This is a genomic window from Geobacillus sp. C56-T3 (assembly GCF_000092445.1).
GTDB classification, from domain to species: domain Bacteria; phylum Bacillota; class Bacilli; order Bacillales; family Anoxybacillaceae; genus Geobacillus; species Geobacillus thermoleovorans.
The window spans coordinates 282,296-302,756 of record NC_014206.1 but is presented as its reverse complement, the minus strand read 5'-3'; the positions used below and the strand labels follow the sequence as shown (position 1 = coordinate 302,756).

Here is a 20,461-nt window from a genome sequence, read left to right as displayed (position 1 = left end):
GAAGTCAAAAATGAAAACGCCCATCCCACGGAAGCGGGATGAGCGCTTTTCCCTTAAATCATTTTCTCCGGTCTCACCCATTCCTCGTACTGCTCCGCCGTGACATACCCGGTTTTCAACGCCGCTTCCTTGAGCGTCAACCCTTCGCGATGGGCGAGCTTGGCGATTTCCGCCGCCCGGTCGTAGCCGATACGCGGGCTCAACGCCGTCACGAGCATGAGTGAGCGGTCCACGTATTCTTTCATTTTCGCTTCGTTCGCCTCCAGCCCTTGGGCGCACCGTTCATCAAACGAGCGGATCACATCGCCGAGCAGCTGCACGGACTGAATGGCGTTATAGGCGATGACCGGCTTGAACACATTTAATTGGAAGTTGCCTTGGCTCGCCGCAAAGCCGATCGTGGCGTCATTGCCGAACACTTGCACAGCGACCATCGTCATCGCTTCGCTTTGCGTTGGATTCACTTTCCCCGGCATGATCGAGCTTCCGGGTTCATTGGCTGGAATCGTGATCTCCCCGAGCCCGGAGCGCGGCCCGCTCGCCAGCCAGCGGATATCGTTGGCGATTTTCATCAAATCGGCGGCGAGCGCTTTCAACGCTCCGTGGACATACACGATCTCATCATGGCTTGTCAGCGCATGGAATTTATTGGTTGAAGAACGGAACGGATAGCCCGTCTGCGTTTTTAGCTGCTCGGCCACTTGCTCGCCAAATCCCGGCGGCGCATTGATTCCGGTGCCAACCGCCGTGCCGCCGATCGCCAAATCAAGCAGCTTCTCACTCGCCTCCATGATCATCGCCTTGCTTTTCTCAAGCATCGCCCGCCAACCGGAAATCTCCTGCCCAAATGTGAGCGGCGTCGCGTCTTGCAAGTGGGTGCGCCCGATTTTGATCGTCTTCCCATATTGGCGTTCTTTGGTCGCGAATGTCCCGATCAAGCCATCAAGCGCTGGCAGGAGGTGCGTTTGGATCTTCGTGAAGATCGCGATATGCATCACAGTTGGGAATGTGTCGTTCGAGCTTTGCGACATGTTCACATCATCGTTCGGGTGAATGCGCCCTTCCCCCTCATCCAGCAGCTCGCTCGCCCGTCTCGCCACGACTTCATTGACGTTCATGTTCGTCTGCGTCCCGCTTCCCGTCTGCCAGACGACGAGCGGAAAATGGTCATCCCATTGGCCCGCCAAAATTTCCTCGCACGCGGCCACAATCGCCCGCTGCTTCGCTTCGCTCAGTTTCCCGGCTCGATGGTTGACGATGGCCGCCGCTTTTTTCAACTCGGCATAGGCGTAAATGAGTTCAAGCGGCATCGTTTCTTTGCCGATGCGGAAGTTTTGCCGGCTCCGCTCCGTCTGCGCCCCCCAGTATTTATCGGCCGGCACCCGCACCTCGCCGAGCGAGTCGCGTTCAATCCGTTCATTCATCGTGTTGTCCTCCTTTGTTTAGACGTCTCCATTATGTTTTTATTCCCTTTTCCGTGCGGATAAACGCAACAAATCTGCAGAAAAGACGCCTAAACTAAAAAAGGGGGAATTGCCTATGAGAAAACGACGGAGTTTGTTTTTTCTCCTGCTTCTATGATTTTCCGGCTGTTCATTCGAACCGCCAAAACTGGTATTGACCATCAACAGCGAAACGGTCGACTACCGGCTCGGAACGTATTCATGGTCAACAGGCCATCGCGGAGTGGTTGCTGATGCTGCGGCCCCGCCGCTGCTCGTCAAAGAACTCAAGCTCCATCCTGCCGCCCCGAGTGCAAAACTTCACGTTCAATTTGACTACTGCCCAGCGGCAAAAAGAAAAAGAACACCGGGATTACTCCCAGTGTTCTTTGTTTCGCTAGGCGGATTACATCATGCCGCCCATCGCTTATCAATGGACATCAAAGTTTCTTTAAGTCTGTTAAATGTTGAATTATAGGGATTTTTAGAGACTTGTAAGGTTTAAATATCCAATAAAAAATATAATTTTTGATTAAATTCGTGGTCACAATGTGGTCACGTGGTCAAAAAAAGGCGGAGAGATCCGCCTTTTGTTTAGCTAAAAATACTTTGACCACAATCCATCACAAGAAACGGTATTATACATCGACCCGTCTTCAAGGCCGATATTTACAAATCCATAGCTAGCTCCATCCGCAGCGAGAGAGTCCCATACACCACTAGTACTACGAGCAAAATAGACTTGCAACCAATGAGGATTTGTGTCGCCGGAACTCGGATCAGCTATGGTCGCCACATATTGCCCAGCCGCCACAGAACCTATTTTCCGCCCTGACACGCTATAAAGGTTTTCTGTTCTTGTCATCTTGAATGTATAATATGTTTTCCCGTTTTTTGTTATGGTTCCATAGCTATATTTGGAGCGATAGGCGTTTTCTCTCGCACTTTCGGGAGGTTCGATGATCGTCCCCCATTGTAAGGATCCGCTTGAATTACGAAACAAAATGTCAAAATACACATAGTCACCACCAGCTAAATAATTCAACCCATATAACTCGTGTGGATAAATAGTTCCAATCCGTGTTTTTTCTCCAGTATATCCATCAAGTCGATAAACAGGAATCGATTGACCAGACATATTGATTGCAACGATATTCATTCCCTATCACCTCTTGCTTTTTTGTTCATTCCAAGAAAGTGGGCGCTCTCTTCCGTTTTTTTCGATATATTTCCATAGTTCTGGACGATTCTCACCACCATGATAGTATGAACTCATCCCGAATTTGTGCGTCTTCGTCCCGTTCAATTCAACATCCAAGTCGTGCAAAATCCGATGTGCATACACCAGGCCGGTTGTATCTTTTTGGCTTGTTGCAATTTCGAGAACAACCTCGAGAACTTCAAAATCCAATTTCAAATCTCTCGGATCGTCATCAATAGATACTATATCGAGCAAGTTGTTCTGTTCCATGGTTTTGATCTGTTCCGTGATTTCGGGGATGATTGCTTTTGCTTCCTTAATCAAGGCATCAGCGTGCTTCTTTTGTTGCTCCCAATTGACATTCTTGATTCTCCCGTAGGTTAGCGTGTCCTCATAAAATTGATGGTGGTCTCGGACAAACTTTTGAATGCTCTCTTTCACACCCGGCTTCCAGTTCACTTTTTGCCCAACGTATGACCGAATAGCTTCGTACTCAGCATTTTTTGATTGTTGGTTCTCTGACCTATCTTCCTGTTTGGAGCTTTGTTCTTCGTTTCGAGTCCCCTTCTCCTTGCTCTGTTCTTCTCTTTGGCTATCCTGCTTCGTGTTTCGCTCTTGTTCTGTCTGTTCTGCCTTAGGCTTGTCTGGTTCTTTCGACTCTTTTTCCGGAGAATCAGAGCACCCCGACAACAAGACAGCGACCAACATACCAATCATCGGTTTGTACAGTTTCATTTGTAAAACCTCCTAGATTTGGTATTTACATTTATCATAAATCACCTCCTTTCCGTTTGAAAGTAGTTAGGCTCTGTATACATCAATAAAAGAATCAAGCCCTTTTTCTTTCAACTCCCTTACTCGTTTTTCAGCATTTTCTCGATCCGCGAAACTGCCTGCCACCACTCGGTAGAATACCTTCCCACCGTCCGACGGCTTCGGTACAGGCTTTGCCTCTAACGTGGGCTTCGCTTTCGCTTTCCACCCATGCGCTTTGGCCAGCCCGTGTGCATGTGCAAGTGCGATCTTCCGTAGACTGTCATCCGACTTCAGAAAATCAGCATCATTTTTATTGTCAATAAACCCATTCTCGGTCAGAACGGCCGACATCCTCGTCTCGCGGAGAACGGCAAGGTTCGCCTCTTTCTTCCCGCGATTAACAAATTTCGTTTCGGCAACAATGGTATCGTGTAAAACGTTTCTCAATGCCTGTGTTTTCGGTTTGCTAGAATACGAGCCGTTATAAATGTACGACTCGAATCCCTCGCCACCGCCTGCATTGATATGAATGCTACAAAAGTGATCCGCGTTGAGTCGGTTGGCAAAAGCAGCGCGGTCGCTCAAGCTGACAAAAACGTCTTTGTCGCGAGTGAGGTAGACCTTGACACCTTCGTATAGCTCATGAATGTAGTCTCTCGTATAGAGTGCGATTTTCAGCGTCAAATCTTTTTCGCGAAGTCCGTTCGCCACTGCACCTGGATCGTGGCCGCCATGGCCTGGGTCGATGACTTGGACGAAGTCAGCCATATCCATTCCTCCTTCGATGTTTTGGAATAAAAGGCAAACAAAAAACGCCCTTTACAGGCGTCGTTCTTTTTGGATTTCATCATAAATGGCATCAAATTGTTCGATATACTCATTATATTTTCTTGAATCGGATTCGTTTTTCATTTTCCCAAATAGTTTGATTAACTCACTTAACTTCATTTTCATAAAAATGTCATCTTCGAGATTGTAAAAATGTCTTGAGTATGCATAACTCGCATGCGCTATGTGAACCAAAAATTCCTCTCTGTCTCTAAACGGGTCGTATTTGTCAGAATGAAGATCCCGTTTAGTGCTTGCCAACCATTTATATACATCGTCAAATTCGCTTTTCTCAATGAAAAACGATGCTTCAGATTGTTTGTTTGAAACTTCATCGACAAAATAAGTTGTGTTAAAGTGCTTATCCAACTCATGAATGATTTGGTGAATCTCGTAAAAAATCTCATCGCCTTTGATTGCGTTATTTTGAATCGCTTGATCCACCAGCTTTTTCACTTTGTTTAGCTCGTCTTTCTTTTCTCCGTCATATTTGATATTGTCTAAATTCTTCCTGATGTCGTTTAAAATTCTCTTATAATCTTCGTTGCTTAAAGTTTTCCCGCCATTATCAACATTTGCTTTGTCTACAAGAACAGCAGAATTAAGATGAGCAAAGTAGAGCTCAAAATTCGATTTGTATTCAGGATGATCATGTGGATCAATTCCAACAGTCAACTGTTCTTTTTGCTCCCATTTCGATTGCTGTGTATTTGAGGCAGGTTTGGCACTTTGGGCATCCTTATCGCTCATTACAAAAAACCCGATCCCTAAAACAACGGCGGCTAACAATCCAAAAGCCAATTTGCCCAACTCGAATCCTCCCCCTTTTCCTTATTAGTCGTTACCATTTTAACCAATTTTTTAACTCCTTTCAAATGAAGGGGCGCCAATTCGGGCGCCCCTGCCCCTTAACAATCAGCGATACACCATGAAAGAATATGTTGTTACCACCCCCGTATATTCTTCATTTTCTCTGGCTTGATAGTACAAACGGACCCTGTATCGACCTTCTTTCTTTCCGGCCAAGTAAAATTTTTTGACAGGTGTTTGATGTCTATAATATCCCGATTGCAATTCCACAGCCTTCCAATAACCATCATAAATTTCTAATGCCAAGACATAATCCCAAGTTGGCGCAATAAATCCATCGCCGTTTGGATCTGCAATTCCTCCACCTTGATAAGAGACCGTTACATCAATTGAAGTAGCGTTTTCTGTATAGTAGCTGGCATCAGTGCAAACAACATGCGGCATCATAATATCACTACAAGGCATATTCCAACCACCCTTTCCCATTATTTTTTGTCCTTCTCGTCGCTTTTGTCATTGTTCTTGTAGACCCCAATCGCCGCCAACAAACCAAAAACGCCGGAAACGATGATTTCCAGCGCTCCTTCGATTTGCGACGGATCATCAACCTTGACAATGTTGGCAATCACAAGCGCGACAATCGGGATGAAATACCCGATGATTTTCTTCCAATCCTTCATCACAACTCACCTCCTTTCTGGACAAGATAAATAAGGGCGAATAAAAAACCTAACAGCCACGGAGTGATAGCTGTTAGGATCGCGCTAAACCACATTTTCTTGAATTCTTTTTTCTCAGCCTCTTTTTCTTGGATCAGGACAAGCGCTTCGCTTGCTTTTTGAAACGCCTCCTCCGCCTTTTTCAAGGCGTTCCGGCTTCGCTCATCAGCTTCACTGGCCATGGACGTTTTTTCCTCCAAACGAATAATTCGTTGTTCCAGTCTGTCCAATGACGACGACACTCCATTTAGCGAGTCATAAATCTCTCGCAGTGTAATTGTCACCCCGTTTCCGTCATGTGGAGAAATACCCATGGCTTCACCCCCTTTCATGGGATATAAGTGAATATCCGCGGGTCTTCTTGCCCGATTGTCCACATCGCCACACCTTTACAACCGTATCGCATTGTGTATTCGGCGGCTTTTATGAAACTTTCAAGGTCGCCGTTCCACGCAATCGAATAGCCTTCCGAATCGCCGACATAGAAATTGCGCAGCCATACACCTGCGTCCGCCATACGGATGCGGATGGTTTTCTCCCCTTGCCAAGACGGCACGGTTACAATCGGGAGGTTTTCGTAGTCATTGGAAATCTTAATGCCTAACCCTTCATCGGGGTCAAAGCCCGAATATACAAGATAGCCTAGCTCGTCATAGCTGTACGGCCGCGTTTCTTCAAGTGCAACATGTTCCACGCCGTCGATGATCGCTGCTACCTTCTCCATCGGCTCATACCGATCATTTGTGGCGATTTGCAGTCGATAGCACTTCACGCGACAACCACTCGCATATACACCGTGCGCTCCCTTGTTTGGCGGCGCCGGAAACGTTTGTGTACTCGGATAGTCGATGACTTCCGTGTTCCCGACCATGCACTTGATATGATTGCCGTACACTCGAACCTTGAATGTGTAGCGTTGTCCGAGCGTCAACGTGAGTGGAGCAGACGCTAACACTTGGCTGTTTCCGCCACTTTCATATTTGAGATAAAATCGTCCGGCTCGATGATCGGCAACAAAGGCGTACCCTCGCCCGATTTGTCCGGCTTGATCGGCGCAAAAGCGAATGCCGTACACAGCGTTTCTATCGTTCACGTCAGCGCGCAAATCCGCTTCGATATGAGCGTTCATCTCGTATTGGCGGTTGACGATCAATTGCATAGACTGTGTCCTTGTATCGGCGAATACGTGCGCTTCCTCGGTGCTTGTCGCCGCATAGGGGCGCCATGATCCAAATGAGTATCCCCTGCTCACTGGAGCGCCGACGCATCGTTGCAAGTTCGGATCGGGTGTAGCACCCGGCGGAACGTAATTCGGATCGACGTGCAGATAGTATTTTGTTTTCGCCAAATCCGTAATGCCGCTTCGAACGTGTGGGCCAAACATATCCTCCCATATGATGGCCGGACGAGGTGGCCTCCGCAATAATTCGCCGGTGATAGTCATGTTCGCCGGAAAAGCGGCTTGCACTTTTGAAACGATCCCGTTTGTCACTTCTCCTCGTTTCCACGCTGGCTGCAAATTGACGCGATACTCGACTTCCCCGCCCGACATGCCATGCTCAAACGCCTCGCAAACGATAAACCCTAGAATTTGCGCATCGTCTTCGCATATGCCAACCTCAATCGTGTTTGAAGTGCCAAACGAAAAAACATCGCAGTCGTAGAAATGCCTGTCGGGATTGACGTAAAACGGATACCATTCGGGCTGATTTCCTTTTTCCCCGATGACAAAGCCCTGTCCGTTCACGCTGATGGGAATCCGCGGGTTTAAATACGGGAAATAGACAACGGCGATCAGTCGATAGCTTCCCGCTTCTGGCAGGGTGAATGAGTAGTACAAGCGCCCGTCCTGCCCTTCGTTTCCTTCTGCTGGTTCGCATGTGTTCAGGTCTTTGTTGTAGTTGTAGACCGCCGAATGCGCTGAATAGCCGTAAAATGTATAGCCGGACAGTGTATCACGCGGCGTCCAAGTCGTGCCTGTTCGCGTGTTCCCCATCCGGCTCGTCACATCGTTCAATATTTTCTTGATGCCCGTGAACTTCGCTCTTTGGTGCTTCGAATAGCTTGTGATGTAGTCCTGTCCGTTGTACGTATCACGGAAAATCACGGTTTGATCGTTAAACGTCTTTAACGTTGCGAACTGCACCGCAAATCGGTCATACACATGCAAATACGTCTTTTCGTAGGATGATTCTTCATCATGGAATCCGGCATATGGAATGAACGATTGATTATACCAAACAAATTCGTCATTCTCGTTTCTACTGCCAGCGTTATGCTTGAACAATCCGTTTTGCCATTGAAGCAACTGCCAATATCTTACGATTGTTCCTGTCCGCTTCTCATTCAACTGCCAGCGGCGCCCATAGGCGGCTGTTCCGACATACACCTTTTCCGGCGGCAGTACATTTCGTACGTGATCCAACACCTGTTCGAGCCACCACAATGGGGTAGACGCTCCAGGAGCAGTATTGCCCGACGAGAAATCATAGGACATGATTTGGAACTCGTCGATAGCCTGATTTCCGTTCAAATCCCTTCCGCTGGCGACGGTTCGATAGTCTGTCCATTGATACCAATACGGCTCAAAATCGCCCGTCATCGCATGAAGGTTCACGCGCAATTCCAGCCCTAACGGAATACAAACCTCGTTTTTCACCCTTACAAGCAAATCGCGATACTTTTCCGCTTCTTGATATGAGCGACTTCGAGACGAACTTTTTTCAAAGTCCATCTCAATCCCTTTGATGCGGTTCGGGAAACGGTTCATGTAGAGTTCGGCGATTTTCCGCAGTTGTCGGATGAACGTGTCTTGTGCATTGTTCACGTTATCTAACATCGGCTCTACCCGACTTTCATTAAAACAAACCATTTGTAACGACCACTTGATACTCGGGTAGTGATCCACCAAAAATCGCAACGAATCTCTCATCCAATAGCGAATGCCGCTCTCGTCATCGGTCAAGACAGGATACGATTCGCCGGCCTTGTAATGATAAATGGAGCCGTCGGCCAACACGCCGAAATCGTGAAGACCAAACGCATGTATTTTGTCGTGATGTTCTAAAAACGCGTACCAAAAGTTGCGCTGATCGCCGCCCCAATTCTTCCAAGCGTTCGGGTCAATGATTTCCCATAAGCCTGTTGAGACTTCTCTCGCGTATTGCTCAAATTCAGCGTTTGACGGCTCATTTAGCGACCAAGATAACAGCTTTATCATGGCTTGGACTTCCCTTCCTGCCATTGAATGAGTTCGACAACTCCCCAGTACCCAATGCCAACGTCTTGCATTTTCCCATTAACTAGCTTGTAAAACTCGATGCGAATCCGGTTCGAGCCATAAGGCAAGCCCATGAACAATTGACGCCTTATCTTGAGCGTTCCGTTGCCGACAGGCAGGCTCCGGCTCGCCCGATTGGCCGGAACGCCGTTGATCGACGCCTCGTTCCTTGAGCCCCACAACCGAATTTCGCTTCCGGCCGCGCCGCCTTCAAAGAAAAATTCACGGCTGTATCGCTTATTTAAGGGATGTTCCGGCTCGTCGGGATATACTCGCTCGTATTCGTCCACATAGTCTCCATAGTTGGTGGAAATCCGCAACAAATCGAAGTCGTTTTTCGCGTATAGCGTGATGTCCACGACAGTAGTCGTCAGTTGACGTGAGAAGTCTGTTTCGTACACGTTTGGCACGATAATCGCTTCATGTCCTCGCCCGACAATGTTGTAGAAGCGATTTTTCACATTCTCGAATACTCTCGGCTGATCGCCTAAATAAACGTCTCCCCCAACGGCCGTTGATGTTTCGTCCAGTGTTCCGTATGCAGGTTGGAACCATTCCGCCGTGTTCGGAATGGAAGCCGTCGCCTGTTCGCCTTCTTGCAATTGCAAGTCAGTGATGCGGATCGCTCCGCGCCGCAGGTTTTCAGCGACTAGCTCAAATTCGATATGATCCACTTTTTTTCGTTGAAATTTGGTCAATGTAGCGAGAAATCGCGTCCAATCTCCTTTATTCATACCATCACCCGTCTAGCGACCAACGTGTTTCCGACGGATGCCCTTTCCACAAAGTCGCGATTGAACCGCTTTGCAGCATGATGTCGGTGACATTCACCTGCCCCGATTGGCAATTCTCCACGACAAACTCAATTTCAATCGCCGAAACTCCCCGATCGGGGTTTTTCACTTCGATAACTTGATTGAGTAATTGGAACATCATATCGTCTCACCTCCGGCCAGTGACAGCCAAATTGGCTCGTCTTCTGTTCCGTCCGCGTACTTGATGCGAATGTAAACACCGACGCGCCCCCTCCCGACTTGCAAGTTTTCCGCCGCCACTCGCATGCTGATGGAATACGAATCGCGATGGGACGGGTAAACGATTTGCTTGAGTGTCTTGGTTTTTCCTTCTTCGGCCGTTGCCTTAAACGAGGCGTTGCCGCTGTATCCGTTGACCGGATCAATCTCCCATCCACTATTCGTCCAATAGTTGAATCCGTCATCGGCACGGGAATTCATAAGGTAATTAAAAACACTCAAATTCAGCAAATCTTGTCTGTCTACCGTATCCTCCGATTCCAAAACGGATGCCGCTTCCTGAACACCCGACAGCAAATCAGACAGCGTCGGTTGTGGACGTTCAAGCTCCACTTCCGATTCCCACGGCTTTTTGATGTTGTACTTCCAACGAACAATGCGCTTCTTCTCGTTGATGCCCAATTCTTTGTCGTACACAAACACGTTATCGCCAAGGGCGAATTGTTCATGGCTCAAACCCGACATTCTTGACAAGTCGGCGACTTTCATCACGTATGAAGCGGTCGGGCGCGAGAGGATACTCAAAGCATATACGCCGCGCTCGTAAAGATGAAACGGGTTGGTGAAACGCTCATCTTTCACGACCATCACTTTCTTCTTGGTCGTATATTGATAGTTTTCGATATAAGGCAATCCTTCTGGATGAGCGTCTTCAATCGTCATATTGTTCTTCCCGTACAAGTACAGCTTTGTGACAAGATTTTTCGTACTGTAGTTCACTTCGATTTCCTTCATGTTTTTCCGATAGACGATAGACGCTCCGGAATCCCTTCCTTCCGGCCGCAAGAAATCGACTGTATTGTTGCTTGTGTTGAACCACAACTCGCCCGTAAAGACGTTGGGAAGCTCTCTCAATGCTTTCAGCCGATTCGTTAATCCTTCTTCCAACTGAAGGTTTCGACGCTCTGTCACTTCTACGCGCCCGACTGTCCACCCCGTCCCGTCCAGAATATCCGCCATGATTTGTTCCGGCGTCGCGTCCTGCCAACTCAACGCTTTCATCGGCTCGGTATATTGCAGGTCGTACCATGTCGCTTCGCAATACACAACAAGTTCGAGCCGTCCTCCCGCTCTCACTTTCGAGACATCCCGAATGAAATAACGCTGATTGACGACTTCGACGATGTTTTCATTTTGAATGTATTCTCGTTTTGGATCGTTGTATGGAAGGGAAAACGTCAGCGTATCCACACTGCCAATCTCTTGTTCCAAAATCGGGTCATCCGCGTTTTCCAATACGCCAAGCCGATTCCCGTTTTGGTCATACACGACCAACAAAGCATTGGACAGTCGATTGTACAAGGGTTGCTGTCGTTGCGGCGGTTGGCTGTTGTATCGAATTTTTCCGAGTATGTTATACCGTCCGACTCTCAACTGATTGTATTTCAGCATAGGCGTCACCTCACGCCACGACTAGCCAAGGCGAGCAATAGGAACTTCGTTGAAACAACGCTCCGCTTGCCGGAAACGTTGACGGCATATCCCCAAAAGGAATGTTCGTCGCCCGATAGCCTCCATAGAACGTATGAGGATTGGGGCGTGGCGATAAATCTTGCAAGAATGTTTGAGCATCGAATTTCACAATCGGAATGGCACTGACTTGGTTCAGTCCGTCATAATACGCTGTTGCCCCATCGTGCCTTGCAATCCAATAGAACCCCGGTTCTAACTCCAAATTAATGTCCACCATGCCCCACCCTCCGGCCGCCGGAATGGTGATGACAGGGCTTTGAAACAGCAATTCGCTCGGTCGCAGGCCGTTGTCGCGATAAATGCCAATCCGCAACGATACGTCCGTACTAGCCGAATTGAGCTTCATCGCCGCCTTGCCGAACCGTGTTTTTGTCGGCACTGGAAAAGGAAAAGCGTCAATCGTGTTGCCGTAAACCAATATCCGAAACGCGGGCACGTGGCTGTTCACGTTCGCCGTTCCGTCTGCATTCAACGGATTGTAATCGCGCCGAAAATGGCTGACATACGTTCCCGACAACGGATAAAAGGGCTCAACTCCCGCCGGATTATTAGCAAGCAACAACGAATGTTGATCCACCGCCTGTTGCAACGATGGAATGCTTCCAATGCTTCCCTCGACGCTTTGTCGCCATGCTGAAACGTTTGTAATGTACGTGAAGTCTGCCGCGATGGTATCGTTTAAATTCTGTTGATTGTGAAAAACGACAACGCCATGCGCCGGACTGATTTCGTATTCGCTTGGATCGACTTGCACGCCGTTTCGATAGATGACAGGCGCAGGGTTGTCGAGCCAATTTCGTATCGTTCCCTCGTAAATTCGATAGCGAATGGTCGGGTCATCTTGATCCGCCACGGGTGTCAATACGTGCCCTGTCTCTTGCGCCGTCTGCATTTCTAAAACCGCCTGCATTTTGTTGATGTCGTGTTGCAAGCCTGAAATGTGAGCGGCCAAAATGTCTTGGCTTGTTAGGTCGCGATAAGGAGTTTGCGCCATGGTTTCACCTCTTTTCTAAATCCATCGGCTTCGAGCGTAGACGGTCGCTTTCTGAATGGTCGCATTTCCCTCTGTGAAAAACTCCACCTCGTTTTCCTCGATGTCCAAAAACGGAAAATCCATCGAATCTAAATGCTGATTCGCTGATCGCTTGTTTCCGTATCCGTCGACAATGTAGGACGTGACAAGTTGGCTATCCAGTACAAGCGTTTCGCCCTGTTGCAACGTTCCTGAAAAACGTACGGACGTGAACGGCGTTCGCACGCCAATTGAACCGCCGCTGCATGTTCCCTGTATTTCAATCAACGGCTCTGAATACTCGTTGCCCTTTTGTCGATTGATGACATACACGCCCGCGCCGCTGAACTCAAACACCTCGTCTTCAATTGCATAATAGAACGGATCGGGGCAGAAAAAGTTCAGCGTTCCTTGACCGGATCGAATCAAGTCGTCAATTTCCGTTTGATCCTGAATGATGGCGTTAATGTACTTGTCCGGCTCATCATCGAAAATGAGCGGCTTTGGCTCGCTCTTGTTCAATTTTCCGGCCAAGAAGCGTTTCAGTTCAAAATATGACATGTCGAGATGCTCAAAGATAACCACCTCGACAGGAATGACGACCGACTGATGCCGCTTCTCCAAGAAATACGCGCCATGCCTTCCGGCGATAGACATGGATGTGATTTCTTGCGGCGGCATTAAGGGGCGTCCAATGTCTCGAACGAGTAGATACGGTGAAAGGTCAAACCCGTCATACGTAATCACAAGACGCTCCCCCCTATGCCGTTTGCCCTCATTTTTCCGATGCGCCGTTGACCGAGTTCACGGTCGATATAAGGCGTGACCACTCGCATAATTTCCCTGCCGTCCAAGACGACAGGAACGACAACTTGTATTTGCTCTGCTCCTTGTGCTCCGCTGTTTTGCAGTTCTTCACGGATGATGCTTCGTAACATTCGTTGCGGCGCCACAATCTCGGGGTTTCCTGCTCCGGCGTCACCGACAATCGCTAGCGTCGGCTCGTCAACGACACCACCTGTTGCCAAACGTGGAATGTTCGGTATATTGAACCCAATCGAACCGCCGCCGCGTCCCCCAATCACCGGAACCCAGTCGGGAATCTTCGGAATCGGAATGCGAACGCTGTTGATCGAGTTAATCATGCGATTGATAAAATCGATGACTTTGTTCACCGCTCCACGAACCGAGCTCACCACGCTGTTCCATGCGCTGGATGTTGCGCTTTTCACTCCGTTCCATACGCTCGAAATGATACTGCGAATACTGTTGAACGCGCTCGAAATTCCCGAACGGATGCCGTTGATAACAGAACTGATCGCGCTTTTGATGCCATTCCATACACTCGATGTGACAGAACGGATGGCATTCCATACTGTCGAAACAATCGTCTGAATGAAATTAAAAACGTTGTTGAAATCTCTTTTTAAATTGTTAAGCAACGTAAACAGTACACTTTTAATGACGTTCCAGACCGTTGTCGTCACGGTGCTAATGGCATTCCACACGGTCGAAATCACGGTTTGGATCGCGTTAAAGACCGCCGAAACGGCGCTTTTAATGCCGTTCCACGTTGCCGTCAACGCCGACTTGATGGCGTTCCAGACGGTCGAGGTCACGCTCTTAATCGTGTTCCAAATATTCGAAATCGCTGTTTTGATTGCCTCGAAAACGGTAGAAGCGACCGTTTTAATGGTGTTCCACGCCGTCGATAAGGCTGATTTGATGGCATTCCAGACCGTGATGGATACACTCTTAACACTGTTCCACACTTGCGAAAAGAACGCTCCAAGCATATTGAAAATCGTTTGAGCCAACGATGATAAGTAATTCCACACTTGCGCCAAGTATGCTTTGATCGAATCCCAATTTTGATAGATAATTATCGCCAATGCCGCGATAATCGAGATAACAAGCGTGACGGGATTCGCCAACCGCAAAAGGAATGATCCAACTTTCAGGATCAAAGGAATTACCCGAGACATGGCCGAGCCGACAGAAGTGAACGCCAAAAACAGTCTAGTCCCGATGCTTAAATTTAGGTTTTTCACAATCGGAACGATCCAATTCCATACCGATCCTAGCCCTCTAAATATACTCATCATGCCCAAGACGAGAGGCGACAATGCGGTAATTAACCCCGACATCACGACCAAAACGCCAATTAACTGGGCGATCCATTGGTGGTTTTGAGTGATCGAGGACAGCCAAGCCAAAAAGCTGTTCGCCACCTGCAAAACGGTTTGCCCGATAGGCGCCAAAGCAATCGAAAAGTTAATAATAAATTTGATTAACTCCCCGATAAAAGCGATAACGTTCGGCAGGTTCGCCATAGCATAATTGATAAAGTTCTGGAAGCCTTGATTGTTTTCCAAATTCGATGTAAATTGGACAAACGACTCGCTCGCCTTTAACAGGCGATCCGCTAAGTCACTTCCTACGCTTCCAAAAGCCACGAAAATGTTCATAAGCCCCATGATGACATTTCCTGCTATCTTGCCGAACGTTTGTAGCATCGGACCTGCATTTTGATTTAAAAACCCAATGAACCGCTCGACGGGTTCGGACTTCAGCCCTTTCGATAAACTTGCCGACAAGCGGTCGACGGCCGAAACAGCTCCGTTAAAAGCCGGCTCCAGCGCTTTAATAACAGACTGAATCTGCTCTAAACTTCTAGCGAAAATCTCTACAACCGGCGCTTGGAATTTTGCTGTGAATTCATCCCAAAAATCCAAGAACTTTTGAAGGCTTGATAACGCCTTTTGTTGGGAAGAAGATAACCCGTCCACTACCGCACGCATCTCTTGCAAAATTTTTTGTTGTTTCTTCGCGTCCGTCGTCTTGTTTAACTTCTCTTGTAAATCACTCAACTTCTCGTTAGCCTCGAAAACATCGTTAAGGGCTGTTACGGCCACCGATCCAAAAGCGGCAGCGCCCGCTCCGGCCGAAGCAAAAGCAGTACCTAATCCGCCGACGGTGACCGTTAAGGAAGAGATGGTCGGAATAAGGGCAGGGAGAAAGGCTGTCAATCCCCCTCCGACCATGGTTCGCCCGATGATCGCGAAGTTTTGGAAGGTCTCCGCTAGCCTATCCATTTGTTCGCGCACTTGATTGGTTTGCGCTTCGATGTGAGTAGTAACCTTCCTTGGAATGCTCCTTAATGTCCGCAAAAAGCCTTGGACTTTTCCTGTCGCTTCTTCAGTTTGAGCATTCACCTTCACATTGGCCTGCGGTAAAGACTTTACTTTATTCTCGATTTCTTCGAGGTGTCGTTTCGCGTTCTGAACCGCCTCTGTCGCCACATCAATGTCCAAGTCGGGGATCGACTCGATGGCGGCTTCGACATCTCTAAATGCCTTTTCCGCTGTCTTGCTCACTCTTTGCAAAACTTTCGATATTTCATCGGTGCCCCTCACTTCGATTTCCACGACGTTCGCCATCCGTCTCACCTCCTTTATCGCTTATGTCTTTTCGCAAGCGCACCTCTTCCCAGTTTTTTCAGTTCCTTTTCCCTCTCTTTTTGAATTTTGTTATGGTGTGCAATCAGCACCTCTTTTTGCAAAGGCGTCATGTAGGGAATGTCAAGCGGCGATATGCCGCACTCTTTGACGAGAAAATAAAAATTCCTTCCCTCACGATTGAGGAAAGGAATCTTCGTCATTCTCTACTGCTTCTTGAATTTGTTGCTTGTTTCCGATGCCTGTCAATTCGTAAATACGAGCGGCGATCTCATCGACCAATTTCGGCGGAAATTCGTTTTCCACGACTTGCTCCGTAATCATCGGATCAACCGTCCCGTATGCAACAGCTTTGATCGCCGCCCGTTTCCGGCCGCGCAGGTTGGCCTTCGTATCGAATTGGATCGTTTGCGTCATTTTGCCTTTTAGCGTTGGCGTTCCTTTTACGGCCACACCTTCTTGTAAGAGTTCTTCGATTTCCATCGCTTCTTTGTTATTCAGCGGCCGAATATCCACCTCAAATTCTTCCCCGTTCCACGTCACGGTTAACGTTTCTTGGTAGGCCGTCCCGTTCAAAACGCCTGCGGTCAATTTCTTTGCCATTCGTTCTCCCTCCATACTCCGATTTTCATCTTGCTAAAAAGCGAATGAGGATAGGCGCTCCACCTATCCTCATGCAACCGTATACGACGCCTTATTGTTCGTCAGCGACACTTGAATCGGTCCTGTGCCAGTCAATTGGTCGAACAAGGCTCGCGCCGTCACGGTTTGCACAATGCCTTCCCGACCTTCCACCGGTTGGCTCGATGCCGTATAAATCAGCCGCGGAAAAATGATGTCCAAATTGTTTCCTAGATGCAACGTGTAGCTGAACTCTTGCAACGTGTCAGTGCTTGGCCCGTCCGCGCCGCCCCAAAAGGCAATCAGCTCTTGATCGCTGTCAAATCCAAGGGCGACTTCCAACGTGACGACCATCGAACCCATAAACGCCTTTTTCGGGAAACGCGATCCGAATCCTTGGGCGCTCTCGATGTCCGCGCCGGTTTCGACAGTTAGCGTTAGACTGTTGACCGACGCGCTCATATCCGCGCCGTTCTTTTCAAGCGCCGCCATTGGAGCGGTAAAGACGTTCCCCTCCGTAAATTGCACGTTAGTGGCGAGCGGCGCCCGTTTGTCCGACGCGCCCAATGTGTTGACCGTTAGCAGCGCCCACTCGTTCTCAATCTCCAATTCAAGCGACTCAATCACGTTGCCAAGAAACACGTGTTCCATAATGTCCTTCCCGACTTTCGCCGAAAATGAAGGCATCAGCGCATTTCGGGCAGGATAGAACGTGTGCGTATAGCCGGTCGCGGCGTCGCCTGTCACTTCATAGCCGCCTAGCGCCCATTTCCAAAACCAGCCGGTCGCCTTGTCGTCAAGCGGCAACGTGATCGCTCCGCCTGTCGAATACACGCCCAATTGCGCCACACGATCCAAGCCGGAAATGCCCTCGTAAATCAGCTTGTCGTCTTCGGCCGGCTCAATGGAAACACTTTCGGGGTCAAGCGTTTCCGCATATTGCGCCGCTTCCACACCGAATTCCGTTTCCTCGCCGATCATCAAGTAGCGCGTAATCGCCATGCGTTATCACCTCACTCTTTAACGGTCTTGAGCGGAGCAGGCGTTAAGACGGCGGCATAGTCCGTATCCGCCGTTCCGGCATCCGCGTCAAGTTTTTGCAACAGGGCGATTTGTTTGTTCCGCAGTTCGTTCAAGTCGTCAATCAAGTCATAAAAAATCGCCGGCAGTTGAGCAACGCCAGCGCCACCTTCACCTTTTCCGATGTATTTTGGCACTTTCGCCATGCTACTCCCTCCGTTTCACTCGAAAATCAAATTGCACCGCAGACCAACAGACCTGCGTGTTATTGCCCATCTCGTAGGCAGGGTCGATTTGTGTCGGTCGTACATCTGCCACAGTGCCGCCTAGCGTCCGGTCTTGCATCAGTACGTCATAGACCGTCAACGCCAAATCATGTGCTTTCTCAAGCGCTTGTTCGGGGTCATTTGCCTTGACAAGAACGACAAAGTCGAACCGTATGTCGTGATCGGCCGTGTGACCGCCAAGCAAGTTCGGGGCATACGGCTCGGGGACAATCCAAATCGCGGGCGTGTGCAACGTCCCGACTCTCACCTTGTCCCCGTAGACAATCCGTTTGATTTCAGTGAGTTCCGGCGCCTGCTCCAATACTTCCCGAATCTTCGTCCGAATCTCCTTGTGAATGTCCTTGAGAGGCTTTCTTTGAATCATATCAATTTCACTTCCCTCAACGCCTGTTCAACGAAATCGTCAATTCGCCGCTCGGCTGCGGCGATCGAACGCTCAATGAAGCGTTTCGGCTTGATTCCCGGGTGTTTTACCTTTTTGGCAAAGACCACTTCACCGTTTACCTCAAATCGCAACGCTTTCGCCCGACGTGGATAGATTTCGTATGGTCCAGAACCGTAGTTTTGCACGAGCGCATATTCAACGTTCGTTCCGACTGTATAGAACCGCGCGTTTCGTTTTTGCAATTTCCACGATCCGGCCAAGCGTCCATGGTCTTGCGGCGAAAACTCCATCAAATTGCCCCACACTTCGAGCGCGGTCAACTCTGTTGCACGGTTCAGCGCCGCTCTCATGCGTGGAATCAAGCGCCGTAAATCGTCCATCCTAATTTCAGCATCAAACATATTTATCACGCCTCTACAAAGTCATCGGATGAAAGGAAAACGTCAATACTTTGCTTCATAAACGGCCGCAATTCTGTCCCTAAATCCTTAGTGACGTCCGATGTATTCAAAATGGAGACGGCAAAGTCGTCAATTTGAATAATCGGACTGGAACGTTGCTGTTGGGCGACCGCGACAACTTTGGCGACAGTCCGCAATAAAACGTCTTGAATCGCCAAATAGTCGTCATCCGTTTCAAGAACGGTTCGCTTGAGCCTAGCATGGATATGTGACGCGATCCGCTCAATCCATGTCGACAGCAAATCGTCCAGCGCCGCTTCGGGATCAGTCGCATTCGGAAAACGGAAATACTCCGCAGAAACGCCGGTCAAATTCCGAACGTCCTGCGGAGTGACCACCTCAGTCACAGGCTTTTCAAATAACGGCATGTGTCATCACGCTTCTTTCAACGCTTCGAGCTTGTCGATGAGCCGGGAGCGGTTCTTTCCTGCTTTCTCTTGGGACAACGCTTCGTCAACGGAAATTTTGCCTTCCTTGACCGCTTCGAGCACCTCGTCAATGGTCATGCTTTGAACGTCCAACGAGTTTCCGGCGGTCTTGGCACTTTCATGACGATGTTTCGTTTCGCTTTTGTCATCTTTTTCGATGATCTCCACCTCAAAGTCTCGCACCGCTTTCACGGTTAGATATTCGCGATTTCCGACTGTGATTTCGACCGGTTGGTTAGGCGGAAACTCGATACCAAGACGGTACCGAGTTTTCCGGCCTTTGTTCACCACGCGCAGTGTCTTCATTCATCTTCACCTCATCAGCCCGTATAGCCTTGCCCAACGACAGCGGCGTTTTCATCCTCAAAGTTGCAGTCGACGCGCAACGTCGTGACAAAGTCCGTCCGGCGCAATTTCGGTTGGCGATCCGGTTCAATGCGAATGTCGCGATAGATGCCGTAAACAAGGTTAGCCGGATTGACCAAGAGCGCCGTTCCGGCAGGCATGTTGGCCGAATCGACGACCGCAATTCCTTTGTACGCCAATTGCGTCGCAGTCGTTTGTGCCGTATCGCCAAGTCCCGTGCCGCGAGCGCGGAGGACGTCACGGTAGGCGTCTTCAATGTCCCAATGGACGTAGAAGCGCCATTGCGAACGGTCGCGCAGGTATTTTTTCGGCAAAGCCTGAATCATCGCGTCAAACATCGCTTCGACGTTCGTCGGGTCAAAGTCAGTCGTGCCTTGAACAAGATTGGCCGCTTTCTTGAGCCACCCGTCCGTTTTTGCCAAGAACGGATCGCTGCTCGCTTTGTCACCGTTAAGGAACAATTCCTCAAGGTCAACGCCGACACGTTCAGCGATCAATTGAATCAGCGTATCCTCGAATCCTTCGCGTTCGATGTTATCCTCAAGGGTCGAATCCGTGATCCCCGAAACGCCAATGACTTCAACCGATTCCAATTTGTTCGTGCTGAATTCCGGCTTCGCTTCTCCAGTCGGTGCTTCTCCTTCCGTCGCCGCTTGCAAGATGCGCGAGCCGAATGCGATGCGGTCGATGTCATGCGTATGGCTCGTCATATCAATTCGGCGCGCCTCATCCAAAATGCGCGTCGCTTGGGAGACCGTCCGCACGAAAAGCTGTTGTTTCGCAGGCGCTAAACGAGCCGCGCCAAGGTCGGTCGTCGTAATCGCTTTTAAGACGTTGTCTAATTTCCCAAGAAGCATGTCGTTCGTCATCATATGTTCAA

General features: G+C 49.0%; 23 protein-coding genes. All 23 read right to left on the bottom strand.

Annotated features, from left to right (window positions below; all coding sequences use genetic code 11):
* Positions 1-53: 53 nt before the first annotated feature.
* The 23 genes from fumC to GC56T3_RS01605 all read right to left on the bottom strand — a co-directional run bounded on the left by fumC (position 54) and on the right by GC56T3_RS01605 (position 20,453).
* Entirely contained in the window at positions 54-1,424 is a 1,371-nt protein-coding gene (fumC, locus tag GC56T3_RS01720) for a class II fumarate hydratase (protein WP_013144116.1), read from the bottom strand.
* 616 nt (positions 1,425-2,040) lie between these two features.
* A complete protein-coding gene (locus GC56T3_RS01715) occupies positions 2,041-2,601 on the bottom strand; it encodes a hypothetical protein (RefSeq protein WP_013144115.1) in 561 nt (186 codons plus the stop codon).
* 6 nt (positions 2,602-2,607) lie between these two features.
* Positions 2,608-3,378, bottom strand: a complete 771-nt coding sequence (locus GC56T3_RS01710) for a hypothetical protein (protein WP_013144114.1) — start codon at positions 3,376-3,378, stop codon at positions 2,608-2,610.
* A 66-nt stretch (positions 3,379-3,444) separates the two neighbouring features.
* Positions 3,445-4,167 carry an N-acetylmuramoyl-L-alanine amidase gene (locus tag GC56T3_RS01705; protein ID WP_013144113.1) on the bottom strand — a complete coding sequence of 241 codons (723 nt, stop codon included), beginning with the start codon at positions 4,165-4,167 and terminating at the stop codon, positions 3,445-3,447.
* Positions 4,168-4,218: 51 nt separating this feature from the next.
* Positions 4,219-5,037 (bottom strand): hypothetical protein, encoded by an 819-nt coding sequence (locus GC56T3_RS01700; protein WP_013144112.1) that lies wholly within the window; start codon positions 5,035-5,037, stop codon positions 4,219-4,221.
* A gap of 105 nt (positions 5,038-5,142) precedes the next feature.
* Positions 5,143-5,523, bottom strand: coding sequence for a hypothetical protein (locus GC56T3_RS01695; protein ID WP_013144111.1), 381 nt, complete (start codon positions 5,521-5,523; stop codon positions 5,143-5,145).
* Positions 5,523-5,717, bottom strand: a complete 195-nt coding sequence (locus GC56T3_RS01690) for a hypothetical protein (protein ID WP_013144110.1) — start codon at positions 5,715-5,717, stop codon at positions 5,523-5,525. The genes GC56T3_RS01695 and GC56T3_RS01690 overlap by 1 nt, the downstream gene beginning before the upstream one ends.
* The gene (locus tag GC56T3_RS01685; protein WP_227456679.1) at positions 5,717-6,133 is read right to left on the bottom strand and encodes a hypothetical protein; all 417 of its coding nucleotides are present in this window, start codon (positions 6,131-6,133) and stop codon (positions 5,717-5,719) included. Before GC56T3_RS01685 ends, GC56T3_RS01690 begins: the two co-directional genes overlap by 1 nt.
* On the bottom strand, positions 6,085-8,976 hold the full coding sequence (locus GC56T3_RS01680) for a glycosyl hydrolase family 18 protein (protein WP_013144109.1): 2,892 nt from the start codon (positions 8,974-8,976) through the stop codon (positions 6,085-6,087). The genes GC56T3_RS01685 and GC56T3_RS01680 overlap by 49 nt, the downstream gene beginning before the upstream one ends.
* Positions 8,973-9,770 (bottom strand): hypothetical protein, encoded by a 798-nt coding sequence (locus tag GC56T3_RS01675; RefSeq protein ID WP_011888048.1) that lies wholly within the window; start codon positions 9,768-9,770, stop codon positions 8,973-8,975. Before GC56T3_RS01675 ends, GC56T3_RS01680 begins: the two co-directional genes overlap by 4 nt.
* Positions 9,771-9,774: 4 nt before the next feature.
* Complete coding sequence (locus tag GC56T3_RS01670; RefSeq protein WP_013144108.1) at positions 9,775-9,972, bottom strand: hypothetical protein; 198 nt, start codon at positions 9,970-9,972, stop codon at positions 9,775-9,777.
* A complete protein-coding gene (locus GC56T3_RS01665) occupies positions 9,969-11,462 on the bottom strand; it encodes a phage tail spike protein (RefSeq protein WP_013144107.1) in 1,494 nt (497 codons plus the stop codon). The genes GC56T3_RS01670 and GC56T3_RS01665 overlap by 4 nt, the downstream gene beginning before the upstream one ends.
* A 10-nt stretch (positions 11,463-11,472) precedes the next feature.
* On the bottom strand, positions 11,473-12,537 hold the full coding sequence (locus GC56T3_RS01660) for a hypothetical protein (protein WP_013144106.1): 1,065 nt from the start codon (positions 12,535-12,537) through the stop codon (positions 11,473-11,475).
* Between the two features lie 15 nt (positions 12,538-12,552).
* The gene (locus GC56T3_RS01655) at positions 12,553-13,302 is read right to left on the bottom strand and encodes a distal tail protein Dit (protein WP_013144105.1); all 750 of its coding nucleotides are present in this window, start codon (positions 13,300-13,302) and stop codon (positions 12,553-12,555) included.
* The gene (locus tag GC56T3_RS19830) at positions 13,299-15,995 is read right to left on the bottom strand and encodes a TMP repeat-containing protein (protein WP_013144104.1); all 2,697 of its coding nucleotides are present in this window, start codon (positions 15,993-15,995) and stop codon (positions 13,299-13,301) included. Before GC56T3_RS19830 ends, GC56T3_RS01655 begins: the two co-directional genes overlap by 4 nt.
* Before the next feature lie 192 nt (positions 15,996-16,187).
* The gene (locus GC56T3_RS01640; protein WP_013144103.1) at positions 16,188-16,616 is read right to left on the bottom strand and encodes a hypothetical protein; all 429 of its coding nucleotides are present in this window, start codon (positions 16,614-16,616) and stop codon (positions 16,188-16,190) included.
* 69 nt (positions 16,617-16,685) lie between these two features.
* Complete coding sequence (locus GC56T3_RS01635) at positions 16,686-17,636, bottom strand: phage tail tube protein (protein WP_013144102.1); 951 nt, start codon at positions 17,634-17,636, stop codon at positions 16,686-16,688.
* Between the two features lie 11 nt (positions 17,637-17,647).
* Positions 17,648-17,860, bottom strand: coding sequence for a hypothetical protein (locus GC56T3_RS01630; RefSeq protein ID WP_013144101.1), 213 nt, complete (start codon positions 17,858-17,860; stop codon positions 17,648-17,650).
* 1 nt (position 17,861) lies between these two features.
* Positions 17,862-18,305 carry a hypothetical protein gene (locus GC56T3_RS01625; RefSeq protein WP_013144100.1) on the bottom strand — a complete coding sequence of 148 codons (444 nt, stop codon included), beginning with the start codon at positions 18,303-18,305 and terminating at the stop codon, positions 17,862-17,864.
* Entirely contained in the window at positions 18,302-18,706 is a 405-nt protein-coding gene (locus tag GC56T3_RS01620; RefSeq protein WP_227456678.1) for an HK97 gp10 family phage protein, read from the bottom strand. Before GC56T3_RS01620 ends, GC56T3_RS01625 begins: the two co-directional genes overlap by 4 nt.
* A 26-nt stretch (positions 18,707-18,732) precedes the next feature.
* The gene (locus GC56T3_RS01615; protein ID WP_227456677.1) at positions 18,733-19,098 is read right to left on the bottom strand and encodes a hypothetical protein; all 366 of its coding nucleotides are present in this window, start codon (positions 19,096-19,098) and stop codon (positions 18,733-18,735) included.
* Between the two features lie 63 nt (positions 19,099-19,161).
* A complete protein-coding gene (locus tag GC56T3_RS01610; RefSeq protein ID WP_013144097.1) occupies positions 19,162-19,521 on the bottom strand; it encodes a hypothetical protein in 360 nt (119 codons plus the stop codon).
* Positions 19,522-19,535: 14 nt separating this feature from the next.
* Positions 19,536-20,453 (bottom strand): phage major capsid protein, encoded by a 918-nt coding sequence (locus GC56T3_RS01605; protein ID WP_013144096.1) that lies wholly within the window; start codon positions 20,451-20,453, stop codon positions 19,536-19,538.
* Between the last annotated feature and the right edge of the window lie 8 nt (positions 20,454-20,461).

Coding starts and splice junctions, on each gene's coding strand:
- GC56T3_RS01610 (WP_013144097.1), bottom strand. CDS start 19,521: ATGAAGACACTGCGCGTGGTGAACAAAGGCCGGAAAACTCGGTACCGT.
- GC56T3_RS01605 (WP_013144096.1), bottom strand. CDS start 20,453: ATGATGACGAACGACATGCTTCTTGGGAAATTAGACAACGTCTTAAAA.
- GC56T3_RS01705 (WP_013144113.1), bottom strand. CDS start 4,167: ATGGCTGACTTCGTCCAAGTCATCGACCCAGGCCATGGCGGCCACGAT.
- GC56T3_RS01635 (WP_013144102.1), bottom strand. CDS start 17,636: ATGGCGATTACGCGCTACTTGATGATCGGCGAGGAAACGGAATTCGGT.
- fumC (WP_013144116.1), bottom strand. CDS start 1,424: ATGAATGAACGGATTGAACGCGACTCGCTCGGCGAGGTGCGGGTGCCG.
- GC56T3_RS01715 (WP_013144115.1), bottom strand. CDS start 2,601: ATGAATATCGTTGCAATCAATATGTCTGGTCAATCGATTCCTGTTTAT.
- GC56T3_RS01665 (WP_013144107.1), bottom strand. CDS start 11,462: ATGCTGAAATACAATCAGTTGAGAGTCGGACGGTATAACATACTCGGA.
- GC56T3_RS01625 (WP_013144100.1), bottom strand. CDS start 18,305: ATGATTCAAAGAAAGCCTCTCAAGGACATTCACAAGGAGATTCGGACG.
- GC56T3_RS01710 (WP_013144114.1), bottom strand. CDS start 3,378: ATGAAACTGTACAAACCGATGATTGGTATGTTGGTCGCTGTCTTGTTG.
- GC56T3_RS19830 (WP_013144104.1), bottom strand. CDS start 15,995: ATGGCGAACGTCGTGGAAATCGAAGTGAGGGGCACCGATGAAATATCG.
- GC56T3_RS01680 (WP_013144109.1), bottom strand. CDS start 8,976: ATGATAAAGCTGTTATCTTGGTCGCTAAATGAGCCGTCAAACGCTGAA.
- GC56T3_RS01695 (WP_013144111.1), bottom strand. CDS start 5,523: ATGGGAAAGGGTGGTTGGAATATGCCTTGTAGTGATATTATGATGCCG.
- GC56T3_RS01670 (WP_013144108.1), bottom strand. CDS start 9,972: ATGATGTTCCAATTACTCAATCAAGTTATCGAAGTGAAAAACCCCGAT.
- GC56T3_RS01620 (WP_227456678.1), bottom strand. CDS start 18,706: ATGGACGATTTACGGCGCTTGATTCCACGCATGAGAGCGGCGCTGAAC.
- GC56T3_RS01630 (WP_013144101.1), bottom strand. CDS start 17,860: ATGGCGAAAGTGCCAAAATACATCGGAAAAGGTGAAGGTGGCGCTGGC.
- GC56T3_RS01660 (WP_013144106.1), bottom strand. CDS start 12,537: ATGGCGCAAACTCCTTATCGCGACCTAACAAGCCAAGACATTTTGGCC.
- GC56T3_RS01675 (WP_011888048.1), bottom strand. CDS start 9,770: ATGAATAAAGGAGATTGGACGCGATTTCTCGCTACATTGACCAAATTT.
- GC56T3_RS01640 (WP_013144103.1), bottom strand. CDS start 16,616: ATGGCAAAGAAATTGACCGCAGGCGTTTTGAACGGGACGGCCTACCAA.
- GC56T3_RS01690 (WP_013144110.1), bottom strand. CDS start 5,717: ATGAAGGATTGGAAGAAAATCATCGGGTATTTCATCCCGATTGTCGCG.